At 34.2% G+C, this 18,082-nt stretch carries 13 protein-coding genes and 2 other annotated features; of the genes, 2 read left to right on the plus strand and 11 right to left on the minus strand.

Annotation, left to right across the window (positions count from 1 at the left end):
• The first annotated feature begins 401 nt into the window (after positions 1–401).
• Positions 402–616, plus strand: a binding site (T-box leader).
• A 176-nt stretch (positions 617–792) separates the two neighbouring features.
• Complete coding sequence (locus ACYUJ6_RS10240) at positions 793–2,214, plus strand: sodium:solute symporter family protein (RefSeq protein WP_461842686.1); 1,422 nt, start codon at positions 793–795, stop codon at positions 2,212–2,214.
• Positions 2,215–2,287: 73 nt separating this feature from the next.
• Here ACYUJ6_RS10240 and ACYUJ6_RS10245 read toward each other — a convergent pair whose 3' ends face one another.
• The 3 genes from ACYUJ6_RS10245 to ACYUJ6_RS10255 are packed head-to-tail and all read right to left on the minus strand — an operon-like array spanning position 2,288 to position 5,486.
• On the minus strand, positions 2,288–3,673 hold the full coding sequence (locus ACYUJ6_RS10245) for an FAD-binding oxidoreductase (RefSeq protein ID WP_461842687.1): 1,386 nt from the start codon (positions 3,671–3,673) through the stop codon (positions 2,288–2,290).
• A gap of 30 nt (positions 3,674–3,703) precedes the next feature.
• Entirely contained in the window at positions 3,704–4,684 is a 981-nt protein-coding gene (locus ACYUJ6_RS10250; protein ID WP_461842688.1) for an electron transfer flavoprotein subunit alpha/FixB family protein, read from the minus strand.
• 4 nt (positions 4,685–4,688) lie between these two features.
• A complete protein-coding gene (locus tag ACYUJ6_RS10255) occupies positions 4,689–5,486 on the minus strand; it encodes an electron transfer flavoprotein subunit beta/FixA family protein (protein WP_461842689.1) in 798 nt (265 codons plus the stop codon).
• 133 nt (positions 5,487–5,619) lie between these two features.
• Positions 5,620–5,823: a binding site (T-box leader), on the minus strand.
• A 392-nt stretch (positions 5,824–6,215) separates the two neighbouring features.
• Between ACYUJ6_RS10255 and ACYUJ6_RS10260 the strand changes: the two genes are divergently transcribed.
• Complete coding sequence (locus tag ACYUJ6_RS10260; protein WP_461842690.1) at positions 6,216–7,217, plus strand: 3D domain-containing protein; 1,002 nt, start codon at positions 6,216–6,218, stop codon at positions 7,215–7,217.
• Positions 7,218–7,375: 158 nt separating this feature from the next.
• On the opposite strand, the gene yjeM is transcribed toward ACYUJ6_RS10260, so the two are convergent.
• The 8 genes from yjeM to ACYUJ6_RS10300 all read right to left on the minus strand — a co-directional run bounded on the left by yjeM (position 7,376) and on the right by ACYUJ6_RS10300 (position 18,077).
• Positions 7,376–8,890, minus strand: a complete 1,515-nt coding sequence (gene yjeM / locus ACYUJ6_RS10265; protein ID WP_461842691.1) for a glutamate/gamma-aminobutyrate family transporter YjeM — start codon at positions 8,888–8,890, stop codon at positions 7,376–7,378.
• A gap of 243 nt (positions 8,891–9,133) precedes the next feature.
• The gene (locus ACYUJ6_RS10270; RefSeq protein ID WP_461842692.1) at positions 9,134–10,765 is read right to left on the minus strand and encodes a M20/M25/M40 family metallo-hydrolase; all 1,632 of its coding nucleotides are present in this window, start codon (positions 10,763–10,765) and stop codon (positions 9,134–9,136) included.
• Positions 10,766–11,154: 389 nt separating this feature from the next.
• The gene (locus tag ACYUJ6_RS10275; protein ID WP_461842693.1) at positions 11,155–12,699 is read right to left on the minus strand and encodes a ClC family H(+)/Cl(-) exchange transporter; all 1,545 of its coding nucleotides are present in this window, start codon (positions 12,697–12,699) and stop codon (positions 11,155–11,157) included.
• 76 nt (positions 12,700–12,775) lie between these two features.
• The gene (locus tag ACYUJ6_RS10280) at positions 12,776–13,522 is read right to left on the minus strand and encodes an IclR family transcriptional regulator (protein WP_461842694.1); all 747 of its coding nucleotides are present in this window, start codon (positions 13,520–13,522) and stop codon (positions 12,776–12,778) included.
• Between the two features lie 156 nt (positions 13,523–13,678).
• Positions 13,679–14,407, minus strand: a complete 729-nt coding sequence (locus ACYUJ6_RS10285) for an N-acyl homoserine lactonase family protein (protein WP_461842695.1) — start codon at positions 14,405–14,407, stop codon at positions 13,679–13,681.
• Positions 14,408–14,446: 39 nt separating this feature from the next.
• A complete protein-coding gene (locus tag ACYUJ6_RS10290) occupies positions 14,447–15,661 on the minus strand; it encodes an FAD-binding protein (protein WP_461842696.1) in 1,215 nt (404 codons plus the stop codon).
• Between the two features lie 25 nt (positions 15,662–15,686).
• The gene (locus ACYUJ6_RS10295; protein WP_461842697.1) at positions 15,687–16,478 is read right to left on the minus strand and encodes an electron transfer flavoprotein subunit beta/FixA family protein; all 792 of its coding nucleotides are present in this window, start codon (positions 16,476–16,478) and stop codon (positions 15,687–15,689) included.
• A 15-nt stretch (positions 16,479–16,493) separates the two neighbouring features.
• Positions 16,494–18,077, minus strand: a complete 1,584-nt coding sequence (locus ACYUJ6_RS10300; RefSeq protein WP_461842698.1) for an FAD-binding oxidoreductase — start codon at positions 18,075–18,077, stop codon at positions 16,494–16,496.
• Between the last annotated feature and the right edge of the window lie 5 nt (positions 18,078–18,082).

Here is an 18,082-nt window from a genome sequence, read left to right on the forward strand (position 1 = left end):
TTTAATCAATATAATTAAGCTTTTCACCTTCCCTTCTTTATTTTCAGACATATATTAATATTACTTATATTCTATATGATATCATAACAAACATATTATGCAAATATATATGGATATTTCCACCTTCAATGTGACTGGGAACCGCGTCATCATTATATTTTTTACATATTTCTACAACGTGATCAAATGTTTTAAATATCCAGAAATACAACATGGCAATTCCAGTATCAAGTGATTCTTGAATTCAATGGAGGCCGCTTCTGCTTAGATTATTTCTTATTGTACCTATTACATATCCTTTAAATATTAGCAGCTATTTATAGGATTTTTAATATAATTAAGTTTTAAGCCTTATTTCATATTTTGTATTTACAACAATTTTAAGTTATAATACATGTTATATTTAGGTGAAGATGGAAACAAGTAATCAAGTCTATCACAAAGAGAAACAGTGGCTGGTGTAAACTGTCTGATATACTTTATGAAATACATTCCTGAACCGCAGGCTGAAAATTTTTAAGTAGGCCGAGCCGTTTAACTCCCGTTACGAGTAAGAGATAAGCAATATATTTGTTTCTGAAATAGGGTGGTACCACGATTAAGTTTCGTCCCTTAAGCGTAGGTGCTTTTTTTATTACTCTTTTAAAAATTTCAGAAAGCCGATATTGTCCAATTAGGGTGGTACCACGATTGATTCGTCCCTTGGCCAGGGGCGTTTTTTTTATCCAAATTTTGCAGCTGAACATTCAACTATTGCCTGTACTAACATCAAACAAAAAGGGGGCCGTAAAAATGAATATATCATTAATAATTATAATCCTTTATATATCAATGTTATTTGTAATAAGTTTTTTTGCAAGAAAAAAAGCTTTAAAGGGTGGAGAAAGCTATACCCTGGCAGGGAGACAGCTGACAACTCCTCTTGTAACCTGTTCTTTAATAGGTCTTGCCATAGGCGGAGCCTCCACCATAGGTGTTGCTGAACAAGCTTATGACATAGGTCTGTCAGCAGGCTGGTACAATGTAGCCTGGGGTGCGGGGGCTATTCTCATGGGAATTTTAATAGCTGGTAAGTATAGAGATTTTAATGTATCAACTGTGCCGGAGTTATTCGGAAAATTTTATGATGAGAAGGGAAGAATTATCTGTGTCATATGCCAGATCATTATTCTTGTAGTAATTGTATCACTCCAATACATTGCAGGAGGATCCATTTTATCTTCACTTCTGCCTGAAGTATTTACATTAAAAACAGGTATGATAGTCAGTGCCTGTGTATTTATAAGTATAACTTTTATAGGCGGAATGTGGTCTGCAGGATTATGTAATATGTTCAACGTTCCAATAAAATATACGGGAATTATATTATGCACCATACTGGCAGCAGCTTCAAGGGGCGGATTGGGTAATATAAAACTACAGCTTCCTGAAAATATACATTATTTCAGTCCTGTACAAGGTACCGGCATATGGATAATTTTAAGCTGGTTTCTCATTATGATTACACAGGTCATGTCCATGCAGGGACCCGTGCAATTAGCTTTTGCAGCTAAAGATTCCAAAACCGCAAGAAAAGGATTTATAATAGCCGGACTGCTTATGATTCCCATAGGCTTCCTATGTGCCATAATAGGCATGGCGGCTAAAACCGCTTTTCCTGATGTAAGCGGAACTCTGGCATTACCCAAAATGATATTGTCACTAAACCCTATAGCAGCAGGTCTGACTCTAGCTGCTCTGTGGGCTGCTGATGTATCCACAGCTTGTAATCTGCTTTTAGGTGCATCTACATTATTTACTCAGGACATATATAAATCATTTATAAATCCAAAGATAGAGGACAGAAAACTTATTATTATGAATAAGATGTTTGTAGTTTTAATAGGAATATCAACTTTTATATTAGCTCTATCCATGTCAGGCATATTAAAAACCATATCAATAGGTTTAAGCCTTTGTACAGCTTTTACCATAGTATTTTTATTTACTGTATTTATTCCCGGGTTATGCAGAAGGAGCTCTGCTTTTTATACCACTTTAACAGGGATAATAGTACTGCTTTTATGGGAAATGGTACCTTCATTCAGGATCTTTCCCCATGTAATATTCATGGAATGGCTAACATGCCTTGCCACTTTTCTATTGATATCAGTAGTGGACAAAAGGGCTATATCCATAGCTTCCAAATCCAAGCCGGCTAAAAGTATTATCTGATTTAAATTATTTTAATATATATGTAAAAAGCTGAAGTAAAATCCACTTCAGCTTTTTTATTAAAAATATCAGATCAGTCAATTATAGTTCCTGGATTGAGAATTTCGTTTGGATCAAATACCTTTTTAATACCCTTCATAATTTGAATTTCCCTTTCTGTAAATTGAAGAGACATATGTTTTCTTCTTGTTTTTCCCGTTCCATGTTCAGCGGTTATTGTCCCACCATATTTTATTGCGGTTTTATACATTTCCTCTTTTAATTCTTCATAATAAGAAGGCAGTTTACCATTGTCCCCCATAATAAAATTATGAATATTTCCATCAGCAATGTGCCCAAGAGATACAATATTATTATTATATTTTTCAGCTAATTCTGTTATGTCATCAAAGAAATCAGGTACAGCTGATGGAGGAACCGCTATATCAAGCGCATCTGATATATTGTCTTTATAAGGACCATAGGCGTTGCTTCTTATTTCCAGAATATTTCTCTGTTCTTTTGCAGTTTCTGCTATAATGCTGTCCACTGAATTGTATTTTTCACATATTTCTACGATTTTTTCACTATTTGAGTACAATTCATCTTCAGTGGGTTCATCCAGCATGAAGATGAGATCTACAGAGCCTTTATTGTCCGGAGGCCATTTACTTCCCAGCTGCTCTGCAGCCTTTTCTGCAACAATTCTATCCATATATTCCACAGCCAATGGAGTAATCCCTTCCTGTAATATTTTTGGGACTGAATCACATGCTTCTCTTCTTGTATTAAATGAAACCAAAAGTGTACCTGTATATTTATTTTTTGCATAGAGTTTTAAAGTTGCTTTTGTAATGATTCCCAGTGTTCCTTCATTTCCAATCATCATATGAAGCAAGTCATAGCCCATATTGTTTTTTATAAGTTTTCCACCAAGAGTAACTATTTCTCCCGTTGGGAGAACCACTTCCAGTGCCTTTACATGATTTCTCATGATTCCATGCTTTACAGCCTTTGTACCTCCTGCATTTGTTGCAACCATTCCGCCTATTTGTGCTCCTTCATCTCCCGGATGTATAGGGAAAAACAGCTTACTTTCATTTCCCAGCACTTCTAATAAATCTGCTAAAGTGGCCCCTGCTTCAACAGTTATCATCAAGTTCTTTTCATCCAGTTCAACAACTTTGTTAAGTCTTTCAAGAGATAAAACTATACCTGGCTTTACCGGTATTGCTCCACCCACAACTCCAGTGCCGCCGCCTCTGGCAACTACGGGCATCAGAATTTTATTGGCATACTTTAATATATCTGATATTTCCTGGGGTGAACCAGGTTTAACCACCACACAATCCTCTGATGCTTCAGGTCTTAATAAAGGCTCAGTTTCATCATAAAGGTAACTTTGCATCTTTGATAGATCATTTACAACCCAATCCTTTCCTACAATTTGTTTTAATGTTTCGATTACTTCATTTTTCAAAATTATTGCCCCCTTTTTATAAATTATATATTACATTCTGCTCCTGATATTATTAACCAATTCCGGTATTACTTTATACATATCATCCACTATGCCATAATCAGCTATGTTGAATATGGGAGCTGAAGGGTCCGTATTAATTGCCACAATAAATTCCGACTCTTTCATACCGGCCAGATGCTGTGGTGCACCTGAAATCCCGCAGGCTATATATATTTTAGGTTTTACCCTGTTCCCACTGTATCCTACCTGAAAGTCTTTGGAAATAAATCCATCATCTACAATGCTTCTAGTAGCCCCAACTAAACCTCCAAGTAAATCCGCCAGTTCTTTAATCATTGCAAAATCTTCAGCCTTTTTAAGTCCCCTGCCTGCTGCCACTACTACACTGGCATCTGAAATATTTACTTCCTGTTCCTTTAATTCCTTTATAACTTTCACCAGCTCATTTTCCGGTTTTACTGCATCTTCCCTGATAATTTCCCCATTATTTTTATCATTTCTCCTGCCCTCATTAAATTCCTTATATCTCACTGTAGCCATTTGAGGATAAGTATCTGTCTTTATATGGGCCAGTATATTTTCACTAAAAGCCGGTCTTATTTGAATCAATTTTCCATCTTCATCTATTTCAAGGCCTGTACAATCTGCTGTGAGACCTGTATTTAATGCTGCTGCCAGTCTGGGTGCCAGGGATCTTCCAAGACTAGTGGCTCCTATAAGGAAAATTTCTGGTTTTATTTTATGGATAAGCTGTACTAAATTCATCTTATAAACTAATTCTTCAGGTTCATTAAATACATCATTTTCTATATAAAAGACTTTATCTGCGCCTCTGTATATCAACTCTTCAGCTTTTATTCCCTTTGGTGCCAGAAGTACACTGTACACAGGAGCATTTAACTTGTCAGCAAGTTCTCTAGCTTTTCCAAGAAGTTCATAGCTGACTTTATGAATTTGTCCTTTTTTTTGTTCTGCAAATACCAGTATGCCATTATATTCCTTTTCCATTTTATCAGTCCACCACCTTTTTTTCTTTAAATATGCTGATAAGATCTCCCACTGCCTGTGAAGTATTTTGTCTGTATATTTTTCCCTGTCTTTTTGTCATTTGGGGTATTTCTATTTTTTTTACCTTTGTTGGTGATCCTTTGAATCCCACTTTATCTATATTTAAATTTTCTTCTAAATCCTCAAACTTTATAATTTTTATTTCTGCTTTTCTGGCTTTCATTTTATTCTTGAAAGAAGGAAGCCTTGGAGTATTTATATCTTTTGTAACTGTAATAAGTGCAGGTAATTTTATACTTTTTAAATAAGTTCCCTCCCATATTTCGGAGCAGACTTTAATTTCATTTTCATCTATATCCTGTATTTTGCTTACATAACTTCCATGAGGTATATTCAAAAATTCTGCAACTTCAGGTCCGATTTGGCCTGTATCACCATCTACAGTTTTTTCTCCTGCAATAACTAAATCATAATTGCCTATTTTTTTAATTGCACTGGACAATATGGTAGAGGTGGCCTTAGTATCTGAACCTCCAAATTTTGCATCACTGACAAGTATACCCTGTGCTGCCCCTCTTGCAATGCATTCTTTCAAAGCCTCCTTTGCACTTGGCGGTCCCATGCTCACAGCTGTAACAGTTGAATCAATTTTCTCACTTATCTGCACCGCTGCTTCCAGTGCATTTAAATCAAAAGGATTGATTTCTGTACCAGCAGATTTGCGATCCACCACTCCCTTTTCACTATCAAATTTTACTTTTTCCATATCAGGAACCTGTTTAATTAGGACTATGATATTCATACAATAAACCTCCATCTCTCCATAGATATAATAATGTTGTGGCTGATATATTATCATATCTGCATAAATTACAAAATTGATGTACAAATTAATAAATTTTCTAAATCAGAGTATAAAAAAAACAGCTCTTTTTCGCTGGGGCGAAAAAGTCTGTCGCGGTACCACCCAATTTTATACTCAATTCATATAACGGTTTGTGCAAAAACCGGCTAAGCTTACTAAGATTTTCAGCCTGCAGCTCCTGGGTGAGTTTCAATATGCTAATTTATGGGCTTTCACCTAATCCCACTCTCTCTAAAATGTACACATATTTACTAAGTCCAATCACAGCTTTTATTCATTAGTTGGTAGTGTACTATAGATTTTTGACAATGTCAATAAATTTTTTCAAGTTTTTATAATTAATTTTTTCAAGTTTTATAATTACAAAGAATTTTTTTTCTTAGCACATTGATCTTATGAATCCGTTAAATCCTTCTTTTACTAATTCACAAAGTCTATAATAAAGGTTCTGCCTGAATTTCCCACATTCAGTCAAAGACCTTAAACCCTCATTTGCTTCAGATATTATTCTATAGTATAATAGTTCTTATATCCAGATTATCCATATTATTGTAGTTAGCTCTATAAAAACTTGAGTTTTAGCATAGATTAATGGTATAATAAAAAACATTAGTAAGTTTTGAATTAAATTTCAAAGCTTAATAACCATTTAAGGGGGAAAATAAATTGAATAAAAAAACCTTATCTGTTATTATGACTTTTGTATTAATCATAATGACATGCGGAAATGTTTTTGCTGCATCCTCTGCAGATACGTCAAATGAATTAAAACAAACTCAGGATAACAAAAGGCAATTGGAAGCAAAAGTGGGGAATTTAAATGATCAAATCAATGGGGTAATACAAAAAATTGATAAAAATAAAGCAGATATGAATAAGATTGCTAAAAACATCAAAAATACACAAGTCAAATTGGAAACTGCAAAAAATAATTCCCTGTCCCAGAATAACCTTTTCAAAAAAAGGATACGAGCTATGTATGTAAATGGCACCGATGGATACCTCGAAATAGTGTTGTCTTCCAAGGATTTAAGTGATTTTTTATCCAGAATTGATACTATTACAAGAGTTATAAAATTTGATAACGGCATTATTGCCAAACTAAAGCAAAATGAACTGGCTATAGAAACAGAAAAGAAAACTTTGAATGATGAAAATAACAGGTTACAATCTTTAAGAACAGGTAATGAAGTTATTCTAACCAAATTGAATAATGATATAAAACAGCAAAATGAACTTCTTTCTAAAGAAACATCAAAGGAACAACAATTAATAGCTGCGCAAAATTCTCAAATTAAACAAGCTTCTCATTCTACTATCGTTGCTGCGGCTAGTACTACCGGCAGTAATCAAACTCTATCCCGTGGAGGTTCAGGCACTGTTTCTTCTTCCAGAGTTCTCAGCATGCAGGCAACTGCATATACCGGTGATGGTATTACGGCATCAGGTTCTCCTACTAAAAGAGATCCAAACAGCTACAGTACTATAGCTGTAGATCCCAGAGTCATACCTATTGGTACCAGAGTTTATGTAGAGGGATATGGTTATGCCATTGCAGCAGATATCGGCGGTGCCATAAAGGGAAATAGAATAGACTTATTCGTACCTTCCCAGTCTGAAGCCCAAAGCTGGGGTATAAGATCTGTCAATGTATATGTACTTAATTAAAATTTGAAGCAGCAGATTATAGAGTATACGTATACAGGGGCACTTTTCTCAATTATGCCCGCAGTATAAAATACCAGTAAAATAAACCTTTGAATTGCATTACAAGAAAGAATCCATCCAGAATTAAATTCTGGATGGATTCTTTTAATTTATCAACATTATTTGGAACAGACAGTATTTTTACTGCATTTTTTCTCATATCTGCTGTACATTGCAAGTGCCACCAGTGTAAAGAATAGCGGTCCTGCTATCATCCAAACAGTGTCTCCTAAATTTCCCACAGTAGCCGGTTCAATTATTGTGAAGAAATTAGCAAATCCTACTGTAAATGTAACTAATATAGTGCAAACCCAGGTTAAAGATTTACTCTTATAAATTTCAAAAGGTTTTACTATTTCTTTTTTATTCTTAAAAGCTATGAATGCACCGGACAGGAACATATAAGGCAAAGTCATTGCCACATTAGTCATCAATACAAGTCTTGAGAAAAATTTAGCAGCAGCATCTCCGCCAAATGATACTAATGCTACAAATACTATTACTGTTACACATTGTACCCACATAGCATTTACAGGCATTCCATTCTTGACTTCTGCCATTTTTCCCGGCCATAATTCCTTAGGTGTACCTTCAATAATCTGTTTTAATGGTGAATAGCACAGAGTAAAGAAAGCTCCTGTTAAGGCCAAAAACATGGACAATCCTACAAATCTAGCTACCCAAGCTCCAATAGTAAGAGAAACAGCTTGGCTCATATTTAAGCTTTGTCCAAATTGATATCCTAGGTTTTGCATAACTACATAGGCAGCATTAGCCATGTGAACTCCTTTTTGTGATAATACATCATTCCAATTAGTAAATATACCGCATAAAAATATGCCTAACGAATACCCTACTGCAATAATTAAGGCCGCTATAGTAACCCCCTTTGGAAAAGTCACTTCAGCTTTCTCAGTCTGATCCACCAATCCACCGGTTACCTCAATGCCGCCATAGGCAAATATTGCAAAAACTAAAAAAGATAACATTCCAATTGGTGATTGATATTCCGGATTAGGAGATTTTACAAAAGATTGGGACGAAGCAACTGCCTCTGCCAGATGACCTCCATTTGCTATGAGTATAATTAATGCTCCAATTAATAATACCACATTTAGAAGTACAACTGCCGTGCCCCCTACTGAAGTCACCTTTGTTATCTTGTCCAGTCCTTTTGATGCTGTAAACGTTACAAATAATATCCAAATTATTCCCAATATTCCTATTGTCTGAGTGGAATTCAACCCCAGAATCCCCCATGTAGAAGTTACATCTTTTCCAAATATGGCATTTGAAAATGGGATCCATATTGTAGAGCATATATTCACCATCCATACTATATAAGAAGCAAACCACATAAATGTTCCTATAAAAGCATATTTAGGACCTACGGATTTTTCCATCCATGAATAGATTCCACCTCTCTCATTTTTAAATGCAGCACCATACTCAGACATCATAAAAGCAAATGGTATAAAAAATGTAATTGCAGATAAAATATACCATGGAATTGCTCCATATCCCATTAAATAAAATGATCTAGGCATATTGGCAAATCCAAATACAGAAGTAAAGATCATTAATATTAGGGAAATAAGCGTCAATTTCTTGGTTTCACTTACATCTGATGTCATTTCTTATCCTCCTTTTTAAGATACTATAATAAATTTTATATTATTTCTATTCCAATATTATTATATCTTCTAATATTTTTTTTGCAATACTTAATTTAAATTAAGTATTGCAAAAAATTTTCCCATGGATTCTTATTCCTAAAAAGGGTCTTTTGATATTTATAATCAATTATATATCTTTATTTCGAATATTCGAATTAATCCGTAAATTTAAAATACGGTATAATATTAATCTTATTTGTATTATTTTAGTATATTTGAAATTATATATTCATAAAGTTTTGGAACTACATTAAATGAATAAGGCAAATTTAGCCTCTCAGTATATTTATGCAGATCCTTTCCTGAACCTCCAAAAACTATTACAGGGATATCAATCTTTTTTAATTCATCTATAGGAAGTTTGTAGATTATATCATAGCCGACTATATTTGAAATAAGACCGTTTACTGAACTATCTGCACTTACACCTGTGTAGCTTGCATCAGATATACCCATAAAAAAATTAGTTTTTATGATTTCTTCATGTAGTTCTCTTTCCGCATATTCAATAGCTCTATCCACTATATTTATAAACTTGCCGCTTCTACTGTCTTCACTTTTTAGGTATTTATGCGGATAATAAGGTGGAATGATAGCAATTATTATCATGGGCTTTTTTTCTTTATATAGCTCATAGGTCTCTCTCACTATATTTATAGCTATAGTCTGATTATCTTTTTTTTCATCTCTCCACAAACTAATTTTTTTTCTTATATAACTGTCAAAATCCTTATAGCTGCTTTTAACTTCATAAAAAATATCACTGTAAGTCATAACACAGGGATAAACAGATTGAAATTTTAATTGTCTGGAGGATTTTTCTGCAAATTTCTCTCTTTTTTTTGAAAGGTTATCCAATACATTTAAAAAAGCTTCATTGGCCAGACTTTTCAGATCTCCAATAAATTTTTCATATCCCATTTTAAGGGTCAGTACATTATAATAAGCTGCAGCATAAAGAGGGCTCTGAACTGAATAGAGATCTTTTAAATCCATCTGTTTTAAGCACATGGGCGGGGGAGTCACAGCATCATAGGCATTATCTGAAAAATCTTCATTACATTCCAACAATCTATTTATTTCAGAGACCATTAGATTAGGATTTAATCCATTTAAAGATTCACCTACATGGGTTTCTTTTCCCACGCAAAAAAACAGAGGCATAATTTTACCCACACTGCCTATGTACAATCTTTTACTAACTTTCTCCTTCTTTTCCGGTATGCTTGGTTCGGATATTATCATGCCGCAGTAATTATATTTTCTCTCTTCTTTTAAGTTAAGAAGAAAGGGTATTGCTGAAATCATACCTTCAGAATTGCTTTCTTCCCCCGGGACCACCAAAAACAATAAATTTCCCTTAAAATTTCTATTCACACTGAACTTCCTTAAAAGTTCGATGTTAAGAGCTATTCCAAATTTCATATCTGCAGTTCCTCTTCCAAATATCCAATCTCCAGATTTAATATCCTCTCTAGTATCCTCATCCAAATCCAATTCTGAAATTCTTTCTGTACATTTTTCTACATCAAAAGCTTGGGATTTCAAATGTCCAAACTCTTCTACTCCCACCACATCCAAATGTCCTGACAAAATCAATGAATTTTCAGAATATTCTTTTCCATTTACCACTGCCCATACAAAACTTCTTCCAAGTGGATCATTTTCAATTTTTACCTTACCGGCATTATGGGTATTTTCCTTGAAATAAGGTATTTCTAAAAGTTTTTCATATATTTTTTCTGCTATAAAGCTCTCCTGCCTTGTGCCAGATATGCTTGGTATAGCAACAAGCTCTTTCATTGTATTATAAACATCTTTTTGAAAGTTCATCTTTTAGTCCCCCTTTTTCTCATATACATTGCATATTTTGTCCATTGCTTAATTCTCCAAGCATAGATTAATTATACATAATTTTATATAAATATTAAATGGAATTCATATTCAACATAATATTTTCAATATATATAATAAATATAAGCATCTTCCTTTATTTTTATTTGCTTCATAAATTCATCAATGTAATGCATCAGGCTAAATGAACCTTACATACAGATATTTATTCATAATTATATATGATAATTTTTAAAACCCTGGAAAAATATATTTTTTTCTATGCGGGAATAAATTTTTTCTAATAAATTTGCTATTTTAATATTAACCTTTTAAATTTCAAACATAAAATTTATTTCTTTTTATACAGGTTTATAGTTAATTTATTATTATAACTCATACAAACTTTTTCTTATTTCAGCCTCATAACTCTTGTCAATAAGTATTATTAAATAATCCCCTGCCCAAACAACTGTATCACCTTTTGGTATTATTTCTTTTTCACCTCTTTTTAATGCTACAATTAAGCAATGAGGTGGAAATGCCACATTCTTTATTTTCTTTCCACAAATATCTGAATTGATATGAACTGCAGTCTCAACTATAGTTTTTTTATCATCTTCTATTTTACATCCTGTGCTTTTATTCAATATCCTGCCTAAAAGAAGTTCATATACAGGTTTAGAATTCAACATGTCCGAAAATATATAGGCAACTATACTTACCACAGAAATGGACAAAAGATTAGTAAAAGCTCCAGTCATTTCTGTAATAAGTACAATACCTGTAATCGGAGATTTTACAACTGATGAGAAATATCCAGCCATGCCAAGTATTATCAGATTATTTATATACTGTGAATTAAATCCAAAGGCAACATGAATAATATTTCCATAGATACTGCCTGTAAGCGCCCCGATGACCAGAAGTGGTAGAAATATTCCACCTGGAGTTCCCGATCCATAAGATGACATTGTGAACAGGAACTTCCCCACCAATATTACAATCATCATCTGTATAGTCATATTTGAATTTGCAAGAGCAGAAACTAAGTCATGCCCTCCTCCAAGTATCTGTGGTAAAACAAGTCCTATGACTCCAGCTATTAAGAAAGCTATTATAGGTTTTCTCTTTACTGTAAGCCATTTTATACTATTATAAATATCCTGGGATTTTAAAAGTGCCTTATTAAATAGAACTCCGCATAAAGCTAAAATTATTCCAAGCAGCACTATGTAACCATAATTATATAAAGGTAATACCTTTATATAATTAAAATTAAAAACAGGTGACATTCCAAACAATTGCTTGGATATGAAATCAGAAATGATAGATGCTGAAAAGGCTGAAATCAAAATCTTTGATGAAAAATTTTTATGAATTTCCTCCAACGCAAAAATACACCCTGCAACAGGTGCATTAAAAGCAGCTGCAAGCCCTGCGCTAGCACCGCTGGTTATTAAAAACTTTTCCTCTAAATCAGTTCCTTTAAATAGTCTGCCAATACCTTGTCCTACTGCTGCTCCTATTTGTATTGAAGGCCCTTCTCTTCCTAAAGATAACCCTGCACCAATGGCTATAACTCCTGCTACAAATTTTTTTAGTATTACTTTGTACCAATTCATCCTAAGTCTTCCTATTAAAATACCCTCCACCTGGGGTATGCCACTGCCCGCTACCATTGAATCACTTTGAACAATACATCCCACTACATAACCTGCAATTATAAGAACAACAGTAAATACTGGAATAAGCCAAAAGTTTTTAAGTTCCATACTATAAATAAAATGAGCAGCTATAAGTGATTTTTCTAAAAGATATCTGTAAAATACTGTTACAAATCCTGCAAAAATACCAACCAGCATACTTTTTAAAATTATTTTTATCTTAAAATTATACCATGCCTCTATTGTATTTACTGTATTGCTCTTCATTAATAACTCCTCTAAAATCTAAATTGTAAATTTCTCTGTCCTTTGTCCTTTGTAGCATTATACCTTTAAAAATAACCTATTTCTTCTCCATATATCCCAGGGCTTCTGATATTTCTGAAGCATATTCAATTACAGCTGCAATTTTTTCTTTAACATTTTTACTTAAAAGTCTGTTTATGGGACCGGTCATAGATAGTGCCGCAAGAACTTTTCCATCAGCAAAAAACACAGGTGTAGCTATGGCTCCCAGCCCTTTTTCCCTTTCACCCCTGCTTATAGCATACTTATTTTTACGCACTTGCTCTAAAGTATCTTTAAAAGTATCATCATAATCCTCCACCAGCTCTTTTACCTGATCTTCAGGTAAATCAGCAAGCAATATCTTTCCCGGTGCACCTTTTTCTAAAGGCAATATACTTCCAATATTCATAACCAATCTTAAACTCTGTTTTGATTCAACTCTTTGTACACAAACACGTTTATTACCATCTCTCACATACATAGTAACACTTTCATTAAATTTGTCACGCAATTCTACCATATACGGAAATGCAATCTGAATAAATTCTTTTTTAAAATATTTCAAACTAATATTGCCTAGTTTGACAATTAAAGCACCTAAATAATACTTTTTATTTACTGGATTTCTTTCCAGATAGCCTCTTTTCTGAAGTGTACCAATAAGCCTGTGAACCGTACTAGGGGATAATTTAATTTTATTTGAAATTTCCATTAACGATAATTCTATACCGTCAAAAATAAAGCACTCCAATATATCAAAAGCTCTTTCTATTGATCTGGTGCTTGAATTTCCATCTGCCATATTAATTCACCCCTTAAATTACAAGTATTTTATCTTAATTTTCCAACTATTACTATATCATTCATGTCTATTTGTGTCAAGTTATAGTTATTACTTCTGCTATTAACCACAATCTGACAAATACTTGAATTTTAGCCGGTTCATCAGATAAATTAGCTATTTTTCAACAGCTAATTTGAAAACTCCATTTTTTCCACCCTGCATTCCCTTAGGAAGGGAAATCTCAACCTGTACTTTTTCTTCAGGTACAACTTCATCATTTTCAATTCTCAGCCAGCAATCATGTCCTGGTAAAACACGATTTGCAGTATTTTTTATTCTGAATATACTTTGTTTACTGTCCTCATCATTTAAAGACATATCAACTTTCTCCGTGAACAACTCTATTCTGTTTTTTACTGCATCACCGGCAATAATCCACTTTTCATCATCTGCCGCCAGTACCAGAGACATTCCACCAGGTGTATGTCCCGGGGTAAATATAGCTTTCATGCCAGGATAAATCTCTTCTCCATCTTGAGATATCATAAGCTTTTTTCTGTTTTTCAAATATCCTACAGATTCTGCTGCTGTAAAGATATCATCCTCTGTAGTAGCATATTTCCATTCAGTTTCACTTATAATAAACTTTGCCTTTGGGAATAAAGAGGCATTTCCACAATGATCAAAATGCAAGTGACTTAAAAAAATTGTGTCTATCTCTTTTGGTTCTACAGACAAATTTTTGAGTGAATTCAAAAGATTTGGTCTAACTCCCTGTGCACCTGTATCAAACAATATATTTCTGTCTTTGGTACGTATAAGCACAACATTACTCCATCCAAGTGCACTTATGGTGGACTTACCGGGAAATGCCCTGCATAATATATCCAACTTAAAATTCATATATATACCCCCTATTTTTAAATATAATCTATTTTAAAATTATGCTCCGACTTTAATTTTAGATTCTTTTATTTTCTTTAATGATTTTACCAATTCAGGCAGAACTTCAAGACAATCTCCTACTATTCCCACATTTGCAGATTTAAAAATAGGAGCGTCTTTATCCTTGTTAATAGCTATTACATATGCTGAGGATGCTATACCTGCAAGATGCTGAATTGCACCAGAAATTCCACAGGCAATATAAATTTTAGGTGCTACCGTCTTACCAGTTTGTCCAACTTGCTGGCTGTATTCCGCCCATCCTAAATCTACAACAGCTCTTGTGGCTCCTACCGCTCCTTCCAGAACTTCAGCAAGTTCATCCACCAGTTTCATATTTTTAATGCTTCCCATACCCATTCCTGCAGCAACTACAATATCTGCATCAGCTACATTAATCTTTTGAGAATCGGATAAAACAGTTTCTAAGATACGTAATTTAATATTCTTTGGAAAACTTACTTCCGGATAAATGACTTTACCTTCCCGAGAACTATCTGCTTCTGCAGCCTTCAGCACTTTAGGCCTTACTGTAGCCATCTGTGGTCTTCTAAGAGGGCATGCAATTGTAGCCATTAGATTTCCCCCAAAAGCAGGTCTTGTTTGAAAAAGCAGTCCTGTTTTACTGTCTATTTCCAACTTTGTACAATCAGCAGTTAAACCTGTATTTAATGCTGAAGCTATTCTGGGTGCTATGGATCTGCCAAAAGCAGTGGCACCAATTAACAGTATTTCTGGTTTGTATTGTTTGATTATCTGTGTAATCAATTCGGGATAAATTTCTTCATTCAAGTCCTTAAGCATGATATTATCTACAGCAAGTACTTCATCTGCACCATGAGCAATAATAGCCTTTGCATTATCATTAACATTATAACCAAGCAATATAACTGAAACCTTGGTCTTTAAACTCAGAGCCAACTCACCAGCTTTTGCCAGCAGCTCATAAGTTACAGCCTTAATATGGCCATTGAACTGTTCAGCTAAAACACAAATCCCACTATAATGGTCTCCGCTCTGCTGCCAGTTATTGCTGTCTTTCTCCATTAATATTGCACCAAATTTACAAGCCTCCACACAGGCTCCGCATAGAGTACAGTTTTCTCCTATTTCTGCTTTTTTGTCTTTCATGCTTATAGCCCCATATGGACACTGGCGCATACAGCTTTTACATCCTACACATTTTTTACTTATAATAGAAATATTTGACATATACTATTCTCCTTACTTTAGATTATTAAATACCCATTGCTGTGAGCTTTTCTGCAAGTGCCCCAGCCTGTTCATCAGGTGTACCCTTTAAAAATTCAGTTTCTATATTATGATCCGGTACAAAAGTTTTCTTAACTTGAGTAGGGGAACCTGTCAATCCGATAAAATCATCAGATGCATCAATATCAGAACTATTCCACACAGGTATTTTTGCATCTATGGATCTTCTAAGTCCGGCTATAGTTGAAAGCCTGGGAACATTAATTTCTTTTACAACTGTTATAAGAGCTGGAAGTTCTAACTCCACCATTGCATATCCCTCATCTGCATTCCTTCTGCATTTAATCCTGCCATTTTCCACACTGTCTATTCTGCTTACATATGTTGTGTGGGGGATCCCCAATTTTTCAGCAAGATTAGGGCCTACCTGTGCAGTATCCCCATCAGTGGCCTGTTTTCCACAAATAATAAGATCATAATTTTCAACTTTTTTTATTGCTTTTTCCAATGCATAAGCTGTAGCCAGAGTATCTGAACCTGCAAATTTTCTATCACTTAAGAGTACTGCTTCGTCAACTCCAAGCCCTATAATTTCTCTCAACATATCAGTAACTTTAGGTATACCCATGCTAATAGCTGTAATTTTACCACCATATTTTTCTTTTAACCTTAACGCCTCCTCTATTGCATAAGTATCAAGAGGATTGATTATATTATCATTTCTATCACGAATTATAGTATGAGTTTCCGGATCCAGTTTTATCTCAGTAGTTGACGGTACTTGTTTTACACAAACTAATATATTCAATCTAATCATCTGCTTTCTATAATGTTAATTTTGACTTTCAAAAATGTTTCCTGAATTCAAAATATTGTCTGGGTCAAAAATCTTTTTAATTGCTCTCATCTTTTGGATATTGTCCTTGCCATACATTTCAACCAGCATAGCAGTTTTTAATTTACCTACACCATGTTCTGCTGATATGGTGCCACCGATACCCACTACATGATCCGACCATTTAAGGTACATTGATTTGCCCTTGTTATAATCATCATCACCTCTCGGCAGTATATTGACATGTATATGATTGCTTCCTATATGTCCAAACATTACTGTTTGAAGTCCGGATTTGGAAATAGAATCATCATAATAATCCACTATACCCTTAAGTTCACTGTCAGGTACAGCCATATCCGTACCCAATTTAGTAATATGTGGATTCTTCTTTTTTCTCTCACTGATAATTAGATTGACACATTCCGGAGTAGCATGCCTAAAAGCTATAAGTCTCTCTAAGTTTATGGGATTAGTGGCAAGCCAATTATCCTTCTCATTTCCACCGCATTTTACAATTAATTCTCCAATTTTCAACATAGCTTTACTTAATTCTTCATAAGTATCCCCATGAAGTTCTACATAAATTGCCGTATGGTAATTGGGAAGCAAATCCTGCATTTGTGAAAAAGCCATAGTAATTTCTTTCTGTTTGCGTATAAGATTCAATGCTTTATTATTAAAATACTCTATAGCAGCAACTTTTACATTCAATTCGGCTTCTCTGACAGCATACACAAAGTCTATGGCACATTTTTCTGATGGGAAAAATGAAGTGACTCCCCATATCTGATTTGGAAGCGGGGTGAGTTGTATTTCCATTTCAGTAATAATGCCAAGCGTTCCTTCCGAACCTATAAATAGATCTAAAAGATCCATATCTTTTTTTACATAATATCCGGAAGCATTTTTAACATGAGGCATAACATAATAAGGCAGGTGACCTTTTACCTCTTTACCTGAATCTGTCTTTACAGTAAATTTTGAATTCTTAACCTTATCTGCTCCTCTTCTTAATTTAATTTTAGAACCGTCAGAAAGTACAATACGTGCTGAATCTATATAGTTTCTCGTAGGTCCATAGTAAAAGGATCTTGCACCTGAAGCATTGCAGGCTGCCATTCCGCCTATTGATGCGGAAGCTTCCGTGGGATCTGGAGTAAAGAACCACTTACCATTTTTTCGAAGCAGCTTTAATGCATTGGTTGAATCATCAGACCATTCTTTAGTATCAAAATCTAAACTATCCAAGGCCTTACGAACTTCTGAAAGTAAAACTCCGGGTTGTACTGATAATAAGAAACATTTTTTGCCCTCATCATACCTTAATCCTGTAATTTTATTCATCTTGCTGACATTGAGTATAATTCCGCCCTTAGGTACAGCGCCTGCTGTAATTCCTGTGAGTGCTCCCTGTACTGTTACTTTTTCATTGTTTTTTTTAGCATAAGATACTATCTTTACTATATCATCTTCAGACGAAGGAAATGAAATATAATCCGCTTTTCCCACAGTACGTGATTCATCATTTAAATATTGATCATATTCATTTTCCATGTCATTAACAAGTGTACCAGTCATAATAT

Source organism: Clostridium sp. JNZ X4-2, from assembly GCF_054889485.1.